Genomic DNA, 15686 nt, shown 5'->3' with positions numbered 1-15686 from the left:
GGAAGTTCTGCCATAGGCAGAAGGCGTGAATCTTCGATCGCTGCAGTCCGATGCCCGATACCGGCCAGGTAGTCTTGATGACCTGAAAAAGCAAGAAACGACTGCGCGCTGCTCTGGCGGATCAGCATGACAAGATCCCATCTTTCGTCTTCGGGTCCGGTAAGAAACTCTCCGCCATCGCCAAGAAACATGACTTCACCTCCGCTTTCACGGAGAAATGGGAGGGTGTGCTCAATATAGCGGTTGAATGCTTCGGCACCGCTGATTGGGATCTCCGGTGTTAGTTCAGGATTGGCTGTGTAATCGGCAACATCACGAAAACGCAGCAGGTTCAACATGACGATGCTCCCCTCGATGCCTCGCTGCATGAACCTCATGCCAGCGCGTTGCGATGGTTCGATGTAACGAATAGATTCAGGGAATGCATTAGCGGATAATCTTTTGATATGGTTTCTGATATCAGGTGCCCAGTCATCGATAAAGTGGTAAAAACGATCCAAATCACCAGCATACAGTGCCCGCAGAGCTTCTTCGTATTGATGAAAGTTCCCGGCCATAGCTGTCATAAAGTGATATGTTGCTTCTTGTGACTCTCGTATCTTGCTCTGTTTTCCTCCAGCATGGCGAGCCTCATCAACGAGTTTTCGCAATGTTACCGACGCCCCTCCAGGTTGACTCTTGAGCCATTCCCAATGCCGTGGCAATAACGTAACCTCACCGGATACAACGCCCAGCTTGGGTCGACCGACCCGCCGTGTAGGCTGGTGATTCACTTCCGTACCGGGTAAGTCACCAAACTGTTCTCCTAATCGTTTGAGGACATCATCTGTCTTCCCACGAAAATCAACATCTATTGGCTTCCCCGTGGAATCGTCAAATAAAAGCAGCTGTGTGAGGTCTCTGTCATCCAGAGCATCCTTCACTGTAGTAACAACGTGCTGTAATGAACCACTGGCGACGACTCCCACACCCAAAAATGCCGTGCAGTAAAAGCGCGTTAGGTCATTTCTCATGCTGACCTCCTCCTCTGAATGCCTCACCAATTATACCCGGGTAAAAATAAAAAGTCAATATTACCCGGGTAAAATGTATTTTGTCGTTCGTTATGAAGGGAATAAATGCAAAAGACACGGCCTAAGAGGAACCGCGCTGTTGAGGGCTAGTGTTTGCTTTATGTTGTACATGCTGTGTTTTGTCGCAAAACTTCCCGTTAGTTGAGCAAAGAACTGCAATGAGACTGTTTCTTTGGCACTTCAACTTGTTGCTCAAGAATCCTGTCTAGTTTAGCTCAAGCAGGAGAGGGAAGAGCGTTTTATCAGATCCTTTGATGGACCTCTGCATACGAAAACTTAAGTTGTTCTCGCAATTTTTTATTTTCCTCCTCGAGCTTCTTCATCTTACGTTTTAGCGAAGCAAGAACCCCCAACATTCACGATAACCGTGAAGTCGGAGGTTCTTCTCGATTGCGCCGTCACGAGCCCGAACGCTTTTTGCTCGATGCCCGGCTACTTCATTTTCCCGCTAAGCTGCCACTCCTCAGCCCGCCTTCATACTCGTATAATGCGATCTGCCGCACACTTCGGAGTACACTCCTTCACTCCTCCGAACCGTTTGGACATGGCCGAAGCCCGCTTCTTCCAGCAGGGCGACAACCTCCTCCTCCTGATAGCATTTATGAGGAATATAAAAATCGTTCCGATCCCATGCTTCTACCGCATTTCGGGTAAAGTAAGCCACCTTCATCAGTCCGAGCCGGCTTCCCTCATCATACACCGAGTGAAATGAGGCTACCCCTTCCGCTTCAAGAAAAGACAGTTGGCTTCCATTCCAATAGCGAAGATAGCCTTCCTCATTTCTCATATCAAAATAGAAAATGCCCCCTGGCTTTAAAGCTTGATAAACATGAATAAAAATATTTTTGAGATCCTTCGGATCCGTCATCAAATTGAAGCTGTCCAGTGTCGTGATTGCCGCGTCGAAGGGAGACTCATAGTGGAAGGAACGGGCATCCCCGACAGTGAACGTCGCTTCGGGAGCGTTAATCCTTGCATATTCAATCACCTTGCTTGAAATATCAATCCCTTCTACGGTGAACCCTTGCTCGCACAGCTTGGCCGCGATGGTTCCCGTTCCTCAGCAGACATCCAGAATTCTCGCGTTCCCCGGGAGCTTGGAGAGAGCCAGTTCCTCTATATTAGGATATTGGAACAACGTGAACTGGCGCCAATATTTATTGTATACATCACCCAGCACATCAAATACTTCGTTCACGCACATCACCCTTTCGAAAGTTCGCGCTGCCATGTTCCCAGCAGCTTGCGGTTAATCAGCATACAGATTTGATCCCATGCTTCATGGATGAAGAAATGCCCGCCCTGAAATGGATGATATTCAAATGACCGCTTGCTGTATTGCTCCCACTCCAAAATATCGGGCAAATTGACATGTTGATCCTCATCGCTTAGAAAAAAGACAATATCCCCATCGATCGGCTGCGGCTTTCCGTTCGGCCGATATTGCTCGATCATCCGGTAATCATGCCTCAGAATCGGCAGGAAAAGCTTCAGCAGCTCCTTGGATTCGAAGAACTGTGCCGGCGTTCCGCCTATCTTGCGGATTTTCTCCAAAAACTCCGTATCAGACAGCTTGTGCATAGGCTCTTCGTTATACTTCAGATGGGGCGGTATGCGGCCGGATAAAAAGAGCGCCGCCGGCTGCGGCAGTCCGGATGCCCGGGCAGCGACTGTGAGCTCATAGGCTAAGCCCGTTCCCATGCTATGACCATATACGGCATACGGACGCTGTACAATTGAAGGACGCATCTTGTTCAACAAGTCCTGGACCGCTTCCGCGACATTCGCGTGAAAGGGCTCCCCCATTCTTCGGCCATGCCCTGCCAATTCCAAAGGATGCAGCTTGATTCCCGGGTCAAGTTTTTCAACCCATTTGCCATAGATGGCATGCGCGGAGCCGCCGGCATAGGGAATGCAGAACAGATCGATCATGCTCATACCGATCTTCCTTCACATTCGTGCTTATGCTGGTTAATTTGCTCCAAGATCTCGGCCAGCGTCGAATTTTTGGTAAGCTCCAGCTCCGTGTCATACTCAACGCCAAGGAGATGCGTCACCATCATCACATCCAGCGAATCGAAGCCAAGCGAGAGCAAGCTGTTATCTTCCGCCGCTCCCTGCAGCAGCTTCGCGAACCCCGCATCCTTGTTCAATATCTCTACTAGATCTGCCAATCCCGCCATGCCCGTCACTCCTCTGTTTCTGTATATTGTGAACTAACCACGCAATCATACCGGTTCGCCAATTGGTGCGGGTTCTTATGTAGAAAGTCTTTTCGTTGGTTGGCAATCCTTTCGTGCACTTCGCCAACTTCAACCGTTGCTTATGCCAACGAGAGGAACCTTTTTTCCTGCGTGACAAAATGCGTTGTTCTTTAGCTACCTTTTTTAGCTACCTTTTCTAAGGCTTGATGATAACGGAGACCGCCATCGCCGGCACCTGCCGCCGGAGGACAGCTACGGCAACAAACTGGTTGATTCTGTTCCCCATTGGCAGCCTTTCCACAGATGGAGCAACCGTGCGCCGAACGATTTGTTAAGCTAGTGCGCCAGGACCAGCGAACGTGCCCGGATCCGTTCTAATAATGATAAAATCCCTGGCTGCTTTTGCGTCCAAGCAAGCCGGCATCGACCATCTTCCTCAACAACGTGCAGCATCTGAACTTCGAGTCGCCGTATTCCTTATACAAGACATCCAGCGAACGAACGACGGTATCCAGCCTGATCAGATCCGCTGTTTCCAGTGGACCCATTTTATGAGAATAACCTTTCTTGAACATCAGATCGATCTGCCTTGGCTTCGCCACCCCCTCCTGGACCAGGAACGCCGCTTCATTCATGAATAAATGAGACAACCGGTTGGACACGAAGCCGGGAGAATCCTCGACGAGAATCTGCTGCTTGTCCAGCAAGGAGGCAAGCTTGGTTGGCGAAATACAGCTTGTATTGGCACCGTAGAACGTGTCTTTGCTGCACACCTCGCCCAGTTCCCGATATAGCCGGCTTTTGGCCTCCCAATCCTCGGTTATGTTTTCGATCACCCAGGAAACCTCTGCAAAATGCTCATATGTATCCGTTACGGCAATCCGGCTGAGGATGCCGTCCGTTTCCCATTCGCGCAAGGCCGGAGAAATCATACGATAATTTCGAATATTGCGTTCGATTTTTCGTGGTATTTGCTGCAAAGACGTCGCATCTATATCCTTCACAATCACCTTATAGCCGTGGAAGGAGAGTGTGGAACATCCACACCCATCACTCCGGCCCCCACTACGGCAATCACGCTCATGCAGGCCACTCCTCACTTCATCGTAGTTACTTCCGGTTCAGAATCCAGATCGCGCCGCCGTATCCTACCACGCACCAAATACATAAGGTGATGTAGTTCCATATCGAAGCCTCGAAGGTTGACGCGGCCAATGAAGCGCGCATGACCTCGGCCATGGAGTAGAACGGCAGCACGTAATGTACCGCTTGAAACCATTCCGGCAGCCGCTCAATCGGAAAATTAAGAGGAGAAAACATTAGGGCCCCGAAGGCAATAAATTGGGACACCGCAAAAGTCACATCCTGCGGAAACAGATACGAAAATCCATAGCCTACGCCGATGGATGTTAACGCAATTAACAGCAAAGCCGGAATGACTATCCATGAGATGTCGTATCCGGGATTAAACATTAAATGGGCGAACAGGGTTGCGATGCATAATCCCGGTATCGTTATTCCGAGCCAGATCGACGTGTCCGCTCCGATGATCACGGCACGGTTAACGGGCCAGGTGCGGGTAAATTCAACATAGCCTTCGACTTTGGCGTTGCCGATCTGCATCGGCAAAATAACAAGACCCGTGAGGACGAGAATGAATGTAGGAGCTCCAGTGGCAAGATACAGCAGGCTTTGGTTATCCAGATCATCAAACAGATACCTGAATCCGATTACAATCCCCAGAGACATGAAGACTTGGATGATTGTAAAAAACATAAGCGGGCCGATGCTTCGAAACAACTGCATTTGAAAGACATATTTGAAATCGTTCGCTATCTTCATGCACCGATCTCCCTCTTGCTTGTCAGCTCAACATATACATCTTCGAGCGTTGTCGGCGATAAAGAATAGTCCATGATTTCCCCTTCGTCTACCTTATTCCTGGCCCACTCGATTACATCCGGAACGGAGTCAGGCTTAACCGAAAAAACGGAGCGTGAAGCTTGTGAATGCGTGGATAGGGCCCACACGGGAGCTTGCATTTGCTGAACGCTCGTCACATGGCTCACCTCAACCCGGATCAGATTGCTGACCGAGCTTTTGACTTCGGCTGGGGTGCCTTCAGCCAGAAACTTGCCTTTATTCAAGATAGCTACCCGGTCCACCGCTTTCTCGGCTTCAATCACGTTATGGGTCACCAAGATGACAGATGTTCCATCCACCGTTAACTTGCGGATCAACTCCCACAGATAGCGGCGCCGAATCGGATCCACATCGTTCGTCGGCTCATCAAGAATGACGAGCTTGCCAGGCACAACCACCGCCATGCAAAATGCGACCAGCCGGCGAACTCCGCCTGACAGATGAACGCCTTCTTTGTTCACCCATTCGCCGATATCAAGCGCTTCAAAAAGCATGTTCATCCGCTTATTCACTTCCTGCTTGTCGCCGGACCTCATTTTCCCCATGATGGATACGGCCTGTACCGGCGTCAAGTAACCAAGAGGCAGCTGAGACTGCGGCTGAACGGAGCACATGGATCGGGCAAAGGATGGGTCTTCAATGATAGATCTGCCTAGTAAGGAAATCTCTCCGCTAGTCGGCTTCATCAGTCCGATAATCTGATTGACCAAGGTCGTTTTCCCTGCTCCGTTATGTCCCAGTAACCCATAAATTTCGCCTTCCCGCACACTGAAGCTAAGGTTATCATTGGCAACGGTCTTCGTACTTTTTTTACCGGAAAAAACTTTGGTGAGGTTCTGAACATTAAGCAGCATAACAACCTCCATTGATTAGTGTATAAAAAATGACTATGAAGCTTTGCTCAAAAAAATACTTGCATCCCCTTACCCAGGTCTTTATTCCGCTGGTTCCGTTCTAGAACCTGCGCAGATGAGTCCGCCGGATCCCGGAACGGCTCTGTAACACAGCGGTTCCGGCATGTTTTGAGATGTTGCATTGATGGATGTGTGCGTTCTATGGAGTGGTCTGTTCGAATCTCGCGATGAGCATTAGGAGAATGGAGCTAGGTAGACAAATGATAAAAATAAAAACGGCTTGCTAATGATTAGCGTTCCCGTTAGTGAAGTCATTTCGATGCTGATCTCTTCAAAATATAACAGATAATAGCAGATTGTACCATTGTTTATTTGAAAAATATATATTTTAGTATACGACGCAGAGACAGCCCCCCAAAAGGCTAATGGAACGAAGCCCTCCTTCCGATAATAGAACCATCCCCCCAATTCCAATGGATGGGGGACATCGGGAAAGGAGGAGTTATGATGCGTATTGATGCCAACTATCGATTTCCGTCTTCGACCCAACGGAAAACTCAAAATAATAATGATTTATTATTTGAATCCGTCCTGAAGGATGCGGCAAAACAGGAAGAAGAAAAACAAGAGGACAAAAAAGGGAAGCTCGTTACGACTCGCGAAGGCGCATATATTAGGCAATATATCGTCAGACCCGATGGCAGCAGAGTGCTGCTAAGCGAGACACGACAATCCGTGGGGACAGATGCCATGGGAAACGATCAGAATCTGCCTGACCATGCCCCCCTTGTGCAAAGCGGAATGAGCCAAAGCACCAAAGAAATCATCGCTCTGCTAAATTTCCAGGCTGGCGCAGGCATCGCGTTTTCGTTCTATAAGCAGGAAGAAAAATTAGATTAACTTAAAAAAGCAGCCGATATGAACCGGCTGCTTTTTCGGCTTCTCAACAATGTTAACCCCTTTCACTTCGACCAATAAGCGCGTTGTATAGATGCACGAGACAGGCGGAAGGTTACATACTCGGGGCGCATATATTCAGTACATGATTCCGTGGTTCACAATTTCTACTTTTACGTTAGGGACCAGCTCCACCTTCGCGTAATCCTCCTTCCAGTTCAATCTTCTCCATGTATTGGGATAGTAAGCCATGATTCTTCGGCCGATTCCGAACCCGTCATGATGGTTCTGCAGCATTTTCTCCGTAATGGCCCGCGCTCTTTTGGTCAGCTCTTCCGACAGTTTCTTATCTAACTTTTCTACTCTTCGCCGATCATTTAAATGATCCTTCGGGTACTCTATGGCGGTTACTTTTATCTTCAAATCCAGCGTCACTTTAATATTTCGGTTGCCTTGCACATACACTTTCAACTTCCGCTTAACACTTTGAATGTCCATCCCTATAAATTGTTCCGGTCTTTGTTTTCCTTCCTCGTTGACTTTAAGCGTCAAGTTAGCGGTCTTGGCTAATTTGTTGGCCATGAGAAGGTACAACAATGAATCCTCTGATTTTAACTTGCCTGCCATTTTATCGTCGGCAAATAATGCTATCCCGTAAACCGAAGGATTCTGCCCATGATGTGATATATATGGGACGGCAAAATCATCGCCGAGATCCAACATGGGAGGGCGTATCAGTTGAAGATTAACCGCGGGTACAACCGTTCTGCGCTCCGCGCTTCGGATGAGAGTGTTATAATGCTCGCCAATCAAGTTTGAGCCTCTAAGTTTCAGATTGATCATGTCATGAGCTTTCCCCTCAACGACAGCGATCTTCGCATTCAGCGCGCTTCTAGGAGCACGGTAAAGCACATCGAGAAACGGGTACACGCCTTGTCTCGCCAAGTCCTCTCCGATTAGAATCACGCGGAGCTTGGAGAGCGATAATCTGCCGGCCACTTCCCTGTCAATTCTGTCCCGGGTATGTCTGCTTGTGTTTCCCGTCTCCGTATGGATCTCGCTCTGCTTCTTCATTCCCGTCTCCGAACCGGTTTGCGAGCCGCTCACATCAAGTATTGAAAGGGTCGACTGAAGCTTCCCATCGGGATTCAAATCTAATCCGATAATATATGCAATTCTGTCATCCTTCAGCATTTGCTGATCCCAGCAGCCCGCAAGCAGCGTTGCGATAACGCAAGCCTCGAATAAGATGATCGCCATTCTGCATCTCATCCCGCACTCCTCCTTGCTTCCTTTACCTTGAACACAACGGAAATCATGAGCAGAACGAATGGTATCCCAAGTACAAACACATAAGTTACGTTGGATAAAATTCTTCCATATTCTCTAATCAAGAGCGGAGATTGAAAGAACAGGGAAATGACAAAGGCAAGCACCACCACGTACGGAGCCGCCTTCCGGTGCTGCGCCTGACAAAGACTGGCTCCCCCTTTGGATGCCATAAACATATAACCTATGCATGAGGTAGTCGCCACGACCACCCACAAGGAGAGGAAATAGAGGTCCGCCCGCTCGACTATACTGAAAGATAACGCCTTAACCATGTAAAGCAACGGATGAGGAAGCAGCTCCAATTCCGGAGGACTAAATACGACAAGACTGGTAAATATCACAAACGTATACATCAAGGTGGTGAAAATATTCGCAAAGGTCGCTGCCTTTAATTTGACAGTGTTGTCTCCTTCCACGAAGGGATAGCACACCAACAAGATTTCATACCCCGCAAAAAAATTTACGGCCTCATGCACTCCCTTCGCTATTTTCAATAGGCCTTCCTGCCCCACTGGCAGCGCATACAGGAAGTTAACATGGGTGTACGCACATGCTGCAATGATAATCACCGCAAAATTGCAGAAGAAGACGAGTACAAAAAAACGGGCAATCGTTCGCAAGCTCTCCCGGAGCAAATAAAAGCATACGCCTGACATGATACTCATGACGATCCATTTGGGCGTATCGATTAATACCCATTCTCGCATCGTGTCGCTGAACTGTATAATGATATAGCTGGATACAGAAATAAAATAAGCGGTATATAAAAATTGAATACATTTTCCGATATATTTGCCCAACAGCACAGGCAAATAATCATACAGCGTCAGCGATGGAAACCTTCTGCCCAAGCACCATATGATGAAAATAAACAACTGAGCAAGCATCCCAGCGAGAAGCACGGATATCCATGCATCCCCTTTCGCCGCACCATGTACCTTGCTTGCCAGACTTAATAATCCGATTCCAATCTGAGTCTGGGTAATCAAAAATATAAGCTGCCCCGGCGTAATTCGATCCTTGGCGCTACTCATCGGTCTGCTTCTCCTCTCGTGAAGGTCGCTCCTGAACTAGTTTTTGCGGGGCTGGATCATTCGATCTCTGATTCAACATCCATTGCGGAAGCCGGATAATCGTATCCTTCCAATCCTTCCATCGGAACGGTGCGACTGGCGCAAAATAGGGCGTCCCGAATGATTCCAGTTTACATAAATGGATGAGAATGATCAGTAAGCTGAAGACAATCCCCATAAATCCGAATAAGGAGGCGGCAATCATGACAGGGAAGCGCAGCATGCGGACCGACGCGCTCATCTCATGGGAAGGCACCACGAACGAAGCAATCGCCGTTAAAGCGACGACAATGATCATTGCGTTCGATACGAGACCTGCCTTGACAACGGCATCTCCGATGACGAGGCCGCCAACGATCCCAATCGTCTGTCCTACCGGCCCGGGGAGGCGAATCCCGGCTTCGCGAAGCAATTCGATCGTCAGCTCCATGAACAGCGCCTCCAGTATCGGCGGATACGGAATGTGCTCGACACTGCTTTTTATGGGCAGCAGCAAATCCTGGGGGATCACTTCGTAATGAAAGGAAACCACCGCAATATAATAAGCCGGAAGAGCGATGGCTATTACAAAGCTGAAGACCCGGATCAAGCGGATGAACGACCCTTGAAGAGACCGAAAGCTATAATCGTCCGGCGATTGATAAAAGGAAAAAAAGGTCGCGGGCAGGATTAAAGCCGTTGGGCTTCCTTCGGCCATGAGGGCGACTCTGCCTTCCAGCAGATTCCCGATGACCCGATCCGGTCTCTCCGTATGCAGCAGCTGCGGAAACGGCGAAAAAGGGGCATCTTCAATATATTCTTCGATAAATTCGGAAGCGGTGATATTATCGGCATCGATATTTTGGATTCTCCGATCGACTTCTTCAACGAGGCCGGGATTGGCCAGATTTTGCAAATAAACGATGACCGCCTCGATTTTGGTGTCATTCCCGAGTCTATAGCGCCTCACTACCAAATTTCGATTTTCGATATGTTTCCGAACGAGTTGGAGATTGATGCTGATATTCTCCACGAAACCTTCATGGGAACCCTCCACGATTTTCTCATTGTTCGGTTCGGTGACGTTTCGATTATGCTCCGCTTTCACCTCGATGACAAAGCATTCTCTCTTCCCCTCGATAAAAAGCACGGCATTTCCTTTCACCAGTAAATCAATCACTTTCTCAAGATCATCATGTTTATTGGCACGCATCGCGAGTATTATGTCTTCTAGATCTTCGTCTTTATTTTGAGAAATGGGTTTTATGATTTCCTCGCGGATTTTGTTCTGGTCGCACATCGTGTGCAGAAAGAGAAACTCGCTCGTGTGTCCTGGGACGGAAACCTTTTGGCGCACGAGATCGTCCGTATGAAACAGGGCTTCTCTTAAATAATGAATGTTCTCCTGAACGTTCGGGAATACCGGTTGGGGAGCTAATACAGACTTTTTTGACCTTGGTTTGCTCTTTCGCTGATTATTGTTGAAAATCTTATGCAGCAAGCCCACAGCCCTGCCTCCTTATCACGTATGATAGCTACACTGTAGAATCCCCCTATATTTGTTCAAATATCCCTGTTCCAGGAAAGAAGGTGCAAAGGAAAACAAAAAAGCGGAACTGCGTTATCACGCAATCCCGCCAAACATCTTTCTGCGAACAATCCCTTTACCCATTCGCATCGCTTAATCATTCGCATAATCCCCTCTTCTCTTCATTCCGTTTTGGGAGCACACGGCAATTGAGGCGGGTTACGCCTCGCCTGTCAGTTCCACTAAGCGCTTAAGCTGTTCCTTTTACGGGGGATGGCTCCTTTTTTGCCGCCTGAGCCAGCTTTTTGGTACTGCCGATCATGCGGTATATCACGACTTCACTGTCATTTTAGATTCACAGCTCTCTCCAAAATTGTTCCGGATTGCTGATATTTACATTATCGTATCGGCATACAATTTCATCAAGCCCGACTGGAGCATCAAAATCAATGGAGTGCCATGGATTCATATCCGGCGGACCAAAGCTAACCTGCAGCTTCTTTTCCGTAATATTAAAGACCATACTTCTTAACGTCCCCATCCCGCTTGCATAAAAGTGACAGCATGGACCATACGGATACGGAGTGGACAGCAAGTTCTTTACCTTTTCATCATTCATATAGGGCGCTTCCCGCAATAAGGAATTCCAGACGGATGAATAACGTATTTCGGAATTCCAGAAATGATGTTCATCGAATTCTTTCATTTCATGGCTCACATAATGATTGGTAGCTGCGATCAGACCGCCAACGGGTTTCCGCACCGCAATTCTTTTTTGGGTTGATGAGAAGCTGGCCACCTCGAATATGGAAACATCATAGGACGCATCGGCTACCAAAATATTCGCATTGGTGCATAACGGAATTTCTTCTCATCCGTAAAGCCGGGACAGATTTTATCGATTAGCATCATCCTCTTGTGTGCGGTCGCTGCTGATATATAATCCTGCCCCTCCATAGGACGGATATAATAGAGAATATCTTCCGGATAGTGTTGCTTCAATGTAATCGCCCGCTGCTCTAACATCTTCTAAAAATCAACTTGGTGCCGTTCCGCCGCCATTTCCGTCCCAATAGGTTGTTGTCCACTCCGAATCGGGCACACCGTCATACATTGATAGCACATAATCGAATCCTAGTCCCTGTAGAACTCTCAACCAGATACAATCAATTTATTGGAAAAGGGTGATGCTTGTTTGCCTGCTCAACATGTATTTAGCAAATGGAAAAAGACGCGCGTGCTGCAAAACTCTTCGTTGAAGCGTTACATCCCCAAGACCGCCGTATACAATTCCAGCAGCTTAACGGATATGCTCAACCGCTACAACATGGTGTATGTGAAGCCGGACAAAGGTACTCACGGGAAAGGAGTCATGCGCGCGAAAAGGCGCTCCAAAGGAGAGTATGAGCTGAGAGAAGGAGTTTCAACCAAAGTGTTCCCTTCCGTGAAACAATTGCACTCCAGCATCAAGTCCAGAATTGGGAAGCGGAAGTATTTGGTGCAGAAGGGCATTCACATGATGAGCCACCGCGGGAGAAAATTCGATCTCCGGGTATTGGTTCAAAAAAATCCGAACAATAAATGGGAAGCCATGTCCATCCTCGGGCGCAAGGCAGCCGCCAATAAGATTGTTACGAATGTCAGCAATGGCGGGGCTATGGAATCGCTGTCTACCCTGCTCCGTCCTCATAAGAATAAGGCCGCCATCCGCAAGCTGCGCCGCAAATTGAACCAAATGGGATTATCGGCAGGCAAGCGATTAAGTAAAAAATATAAGGGTATAAAACAGCTTGGACTCGATATCGCACTCGATAAAAACATGCGGCCCTGGATCCTGGAAGTGAACACAACCCCAGCCATATATGTTTATCGGACATTTAATCCTTCCGCCTATCGCCGGATTCGGCGTTATGCCCAAGCGTATGGCCGCTTCAAGTAAGCCGTGAAGGAGACAACGAAAGAGGCCGCCTGCAGATAAACTATCTGTAGGCGGCTTTCATGAACTGTTCCAAGCTGATTATTCGTATAACTTCATAACCATTCCCCTGCCCTTTGGGTTTGATTACGGCGGTACCCATATACGGAATCTCGCCAATCGCCGTTCCGGCAGGCAAACTGTGTCCGATGATGATTTGATTCAAACCGCGAGCAGGGGCGGTTTCCAGCATTCTTGTAAAGTTTGCAACAATGTTTTGCTTTTCTTCGGCCGGCACGCTTTGATTGCTCACTTTTACAATGTCAGCGAGAAGGGGGACCACTTTAACGTTCTGGTTGCCGAATGCAATCCGGGCCGTGTCCCGAGTGCGGCAATAAGGACTCGCCCATACGGGATATTGAATCGGTATGTTTAATTTGTTCATGATCTGGCCGATCGCCTGAGCCTGCCTTTTGCCAAGCCCGCTCAGATTTCTTTGCGTTCCGCAGTCGTCAAAGATCACATGCGGTAAATCTAGGCCGATCGTCGCTTCGCCATGCCGCATATACAGGATATAGCCGCCGTTCCGGAGTGCCTCAACGAGCGATGGGTTCTCAGCTTCAGGCAAGTGGCCAGCTTCAGCGCGGTAGCCGGACAGGAGCAGCAAAGTGAGAAAAACGAGGGGGAGCAGCAGCATTTTCTTCGGGAGCATGTTGGTTAAAACTTCCTTTCAGAACAGTTTGATCAAACATGCTATATTCTCTCTCCAATGTGTTATTTTATGCCGTTAACTATTGTTTGGGAAGACGAATTGTGAATTTGCTGCCTTGGCCAACCGCGCTTGCGACTTCAATACTCCCTCCATGCGCTTCCACGATTGCTTTTACGATGGCCAGCCCAATCCCGGCTCCTCCCGTCTTGCGATTCCGGGATTTCTCGCCCCGATAAAATCGTTCAAATATAAACGGCAGCTCTGCTGGATCGATGCCTGTTCCGGTATCCGTGATGGTGACCTTCGCATAAGGCGGCTCTTCCGATATGACGAGACGGATACTGCCCTCGTTCGTATACTTGTATGCGTTATTGAGCAGATTCACAAAAACCTGAACGAGCCTTCCATAATCGCCGCTCAAAAATACATCATGGTCTTGCTCTATATCCATTGAAATATTTTTATTATCGAACTGGCCGGTTACCGTTTTTACGGAATCTTGGATCACTTCATTCAGGCGCACTTTATTTTTTTGCAGCTGCAGCATCGGATTCTCCGCAGCCGTTAATTTTTCAAGATCATGGATGAGCTTCACCAATCGGATCACTTGCTCATGGCACACTTCCAGCTTATCAGGCGTCGCCTGCCACACCCCATCCTGAAAAGCTTCGATATGGCTTTGAATCGTGGCTAACGGAGTGCGTAACTCATGGGCGATATCCGCAGTCAAATTTTTGCGCAGCTTATCCTGCTGCTCCAGGGCGTCTGCCAGATGATTCAACGCCAAGCCCACCTCGTCGATTTCGGTTGTCGGGTTCGCCAGGGCAACCCGGGAGGACAAATCTCCTGTTCTCATTCGGGTGGCAATCTGTTTGATTCGCATAAGAGGCCGGCTTAGACTGTTCGCCATAAAGACGCTAAAGAAAGAGACGCCAACGATCACGAAAAGGAGGGCACCCCATAATAAAGAGTTAAACAACCGCAGGAACTCTTGATTTTGAGAGGCAAAAGCGCTCTCGATTCCTTGAATTTCGATCATGCCGATTTTTTGCCCGTTTTTCATCATATCACGGGAAAAGATATTATCGTGCTCGCTGTACCCTGCTTCCATACTTCCCGAAGAAGCATGCATCATCATTCCCATGCTGCTCGTATCCCAGATCAATCGGTTCGTGGCATCGTAGATTTTGATCTTATAATTGCGGTGCATGGCTTGATGGGAAATCTGCATGAAGGAGCCCATCGTCCACCCGCCTGCTTCCACGTTGTAGGAGGCCTCCAAATCTGTAATTAACATGTCGGCTTCTGCTTGCTGCTGGTTCTTCATATACTGGCCGAAAGCAAAAGTCATAACCAAATAGACAAGGAGCGTAATCGTCAGCAGAGACGTGAGCGCTACCCCGATATGCGACAACAACAGCCTTTTCCGCAGTCCATTATTCATCCGGATTCACCTGGAATTTATAACCGACCCCAAAAACGGTCGCAATAAAATTCGGTTTTCTCGGGTTATCCCCGATTTTCTGGCGGATGTTCTTAATATGAACATCGATCGTACGCTCAAATCCTTCAAACGTGTCCCCTTGGATAAGATTGACGAGTTCCAAACGGCTGAACGCTCGCTTGGGATGCTTCGCCAGAAGCTCAAGCAATTTGAATTCAATGGGTGTGAGTGAGACAAGCTCTCCCCTGACTTTCACTTCATGCCGTTGCGAATCAATGGTCAGATGGTTGTTGCCGAAGGAAAGAGACTTGTCTGGCTGCGAGGCGACAGGAAGCTGCGATCTTCGTAACAAACTAATCACGCGAACGACCAACTCTCTGGGGCTGAACGGCTTCATTATATAATCGTCGGCGCCGATCAGAATTCCATTTACCATATCATCCTCACTGCTTTTGGCGGTCAGCATCAGGATGGGAACGTTGGATGTCTTACGGATGGTTCTGCAGACTTCTTCACCGGACATGTCAGGCAGCATCAAGTCCAATATGATCAGGTCAGGCTGCAGATGCTCGCATAGACTGAGCGCCCCCTTCCCGGTATCTGCCTCATACACCAGGTACTCATTTTTCTCCAGATAGGCTTTAATCACCTGAAGGATATCCGCCTCATCATCCACAATCAAAATTTTTGCACGGTCCATACGTATCAACCTCACCATATATACAAAGATAGGCCTAGCGATATTCGCGAGG

The 15686-nt window shown here is 48.3% G+C and carries 16 protein-coding genes and 2 pseudogenes; 2 read left to right on the top strand and 16 right to left on the bottom strand.

Annotated features, from left to right (window positions below):
- Positions 1-413: 413 nt before the first annotated feature.
- The 9 genes and pseudogenes from FLT43_RS29165 to FLT43_RS01855 form a co-directional block, all read right to left on the bottom strand.
- Positions 414-1013 (bottom strand): annotated as a pseudogene (locus FLT43_RS29165) (DUF2239 family protein); the annotation flags it as partial.
- A 523-nt stretch (positions 1014-1536) separates the two neighbouring features.
- Positions 1537-2121, bottom strand: a complete 585-nt coding sequence (locus tag FLT43_RS01885) for a class I SAM-dependent DNA methyltransferase (protein ID WP_087443598.1) — start codon at positions 2119-2121, stop codon at positions 1537-1539.
- Between the two features lie 12 nt (positions 2122-2133).
- Positions 2134-2271 carry a hypothetical protein gene (locus FLT43_RS29160; protein ID WP_164776578.1) on the bottom strand — a complete coding sequence of 46 codons (138 nt, stop codon included), beginning with the start codon at positions 2269-2271 and terminating at the stop codon, positions 2134-2136.
- 5 nt (positions 2272-2276) lie between these two features.
- A complete protein-coding gene (locus FLT43_RS01880; protein WP_087443599.1) occupies positions 2277-3011 on the bottom strand; it encodes a thioesterase II family protein in 735 nt (244 codons plus the stop codon).
- Positions 3008-3256: a phosphopantetheine-binding protein gene (locus tag FLT43_RS01875; protein WP_087443600.1), complete on the bottom strand. Its 249-nt coding sequence runs from the start codon at positions 3254-3256 to the stop codon at positions 3008-3010. The genes FLT43_RS01880 and FLT43_RS01875 overlap by 4 nt, the downstream gene beginning before the upstream one ends.
- A 35-nt stretch (positions 3257-3291) precedes the next feature.
- A pseudogene (locus tag FLT43_RS29900) lies at positions 3292-3464 on the bottom strand (transposase); the annotation flags it as partial.
- 187 nt (positions 3465-3651) lie between these two features.
- Positions 3652-4281, bottom strand: a complete 630-nt coding sequence (locus FLT43_RS01865) for a 3-hydroxyacyl-CoA dehydrogenase family protein (RefSeq protein ID WP_307719722.1) — start codon at positions 4279-4281, stop codon at positions 3652-3654.
- 106 nt (positions 4282-4387) lie between these two features.
- Positions 4388-5119 (bottom strand): ABC transporter permease, encoded by a 732-nt coding sequence (locus FLT43_RS01860; RefSeq protein WP_087443601.1) that lies wholly within the window; start codon positions 5117-5119, stop codon positions 4388-4390.
- The gene (locus FLT43_RS01855; RefSeq protein WP_087443602.1) at positions 5116-6054 is read right to left on the bottom strand and encodes an ABC transporter ATP-binding protein; all 939 of its coding nucleotides are present in this window, start codon (positions 6052-6054) and stop codon (positions 5116-5118) included. Before FLT43_RS01855 ends, FLT43_RS01860 begins: the two co-directional genes overlap by 4 nt.
- A gap of 504 nt (positions 6055-6558) precedes the next feature.
- Here FLT43_RS01855 and FLT43_RS01850 point away from each other — a divergent pair.
- Positions 6559-6954, top strand: coding sequence for a hypothetical protein (locus FLT43_RS01850; RefSeq protein ID WP_127510960.1), 396 nt, complete (start codon positions 6559-6561; stop codon positions 6952-6954).
- A gap of 135 nt (positions 6955-7089) precedes the next feature.
- Here the strand turns inward: FLT43_RS01850 and FLT43_RS01845 are convergent, their stop codons facing one another.
- The 4 genes from FLT43_RS01845 to FLT43_RS01830 all read right to left on the bottom strand — a co-directional run bounded on the left by FLT43_RS01845 (position 7090) and on the right by FLT43_RS01830 (position 11701).
- A complete protein-coding gene (locus tag FLT43_RS01845; RefSeq protein ID WP_255321621.1) occupies positions 7090-8211 on the bottom strand; it encodes a Ger(x)C family spore germination protein in 1122 nt (373 codons plus the stop codon).
- Between the two features lie 8 nt (positions 8212-8219).
- Positions 8220-9317: a GerAB/ArcD/ProY family transporter gene (locus FLT43_RS01840; RefSeq protein ID WP_087443605.1), complete on the bottom strand. Its 1098-nt coding sequence runs from the start codon at positions 9315-9317 to the stop codon at positions 8220-8222.
- Positions 9310-10842, bottom strand: a complete 1533-nt coding sequence (locus FLT43_RS01835) for a spore germination protein (protein WP_087443606.1) — start codon at positions 10840-10842, stop codon at positions 9310-9312. Before FLT43_RS01835 ends, FLT43_RS01840 begins: the two co-directional genes overlap by 8 nt.
- Before the next feature lie 376 nt (positions 10843-11218).
- The gene (locus FLT43_RS01830; protein WP_244194267.1) at positions 11219-11701 is read right to left on the bottom strand and encodes a carcinine hydrolase/isopenicillin-N N-acyltransferase family protein; all 483 of its coding nucleotides are present in this window, start codon (positions 11699-11701) and stop codon (positions 11219-11221) included.
- Positions 11702-12058: 357 nt separating this feature from the next.
- Here FLT43_RS01830 and FLT43_RS01825 point away from each other — a divergent pair, with 357 nt between their 5' ends.
- A complete protein-coding gene (locus tag FLT43_RS01825; RefSeq protein WP_087443607.1) occupies positions 12059-12802 on the top strand; it encodes a YheC/YheD family protein in 744 nt (247 codons plus the stop codon).
- A gap of 40 nt (positions 12803-12842) precedes the next feature.
- Here FLT43_RS01825 and FLT43_RS01820 read toward each other — a convergent pair whose 3' ends face one another.
- From FLT43_RS01820 to FLT43_RS01810, 3 genes are all read right to left on the bottom strand, one after another.
- Entirely contained in the window at positions 12843-13490 is a 648-nt protein-coding gene (locus FLT43_RS01820; RefSeq protein ID WP_244194268.1) for a histidine phosphatase family protein, read from the bottom strand.
- 79 nt (positions 13491-13569) lie between these two features.
- Complete coding sequence (locus tag FLT43_RS01815; RefSeq protein ID WP_087443608.1) at positions 13570-14934, bottom strand: sensor histidine kinase; 1365 nt, start codon at positions 14932-14934, stop codon at positions 13570-13572.
- A complete protein-coding gene (locus FLT43_RS01810) occupies positions 14927-15634 on the bottom strand; it encodes a response regulator transcription factor (RefSeq protein ID WP_087443609.1) in 708 nt (235 codons plus the stop codon). Before FLT43_RS01810 ends, FLT43_RS01815 begins: the two co-directional genes overlap by 8 nt.
- Positions 15635-15686 lie beyond the last annotated feature (52 nt).

It is taken from the genome of Paenibacillus thiaminolyticus (assembly GCF_007066085.1).
GTDB lineage: Bacteria > Bacillota > Bacilli > Paenibacillales > Paenibacillaceae > Paenibacillus_B > Paenibacillus_B thiaminolyticus.
This window is presented reverse-complemented; position numbering and strand designations above follow the sequence as displayed.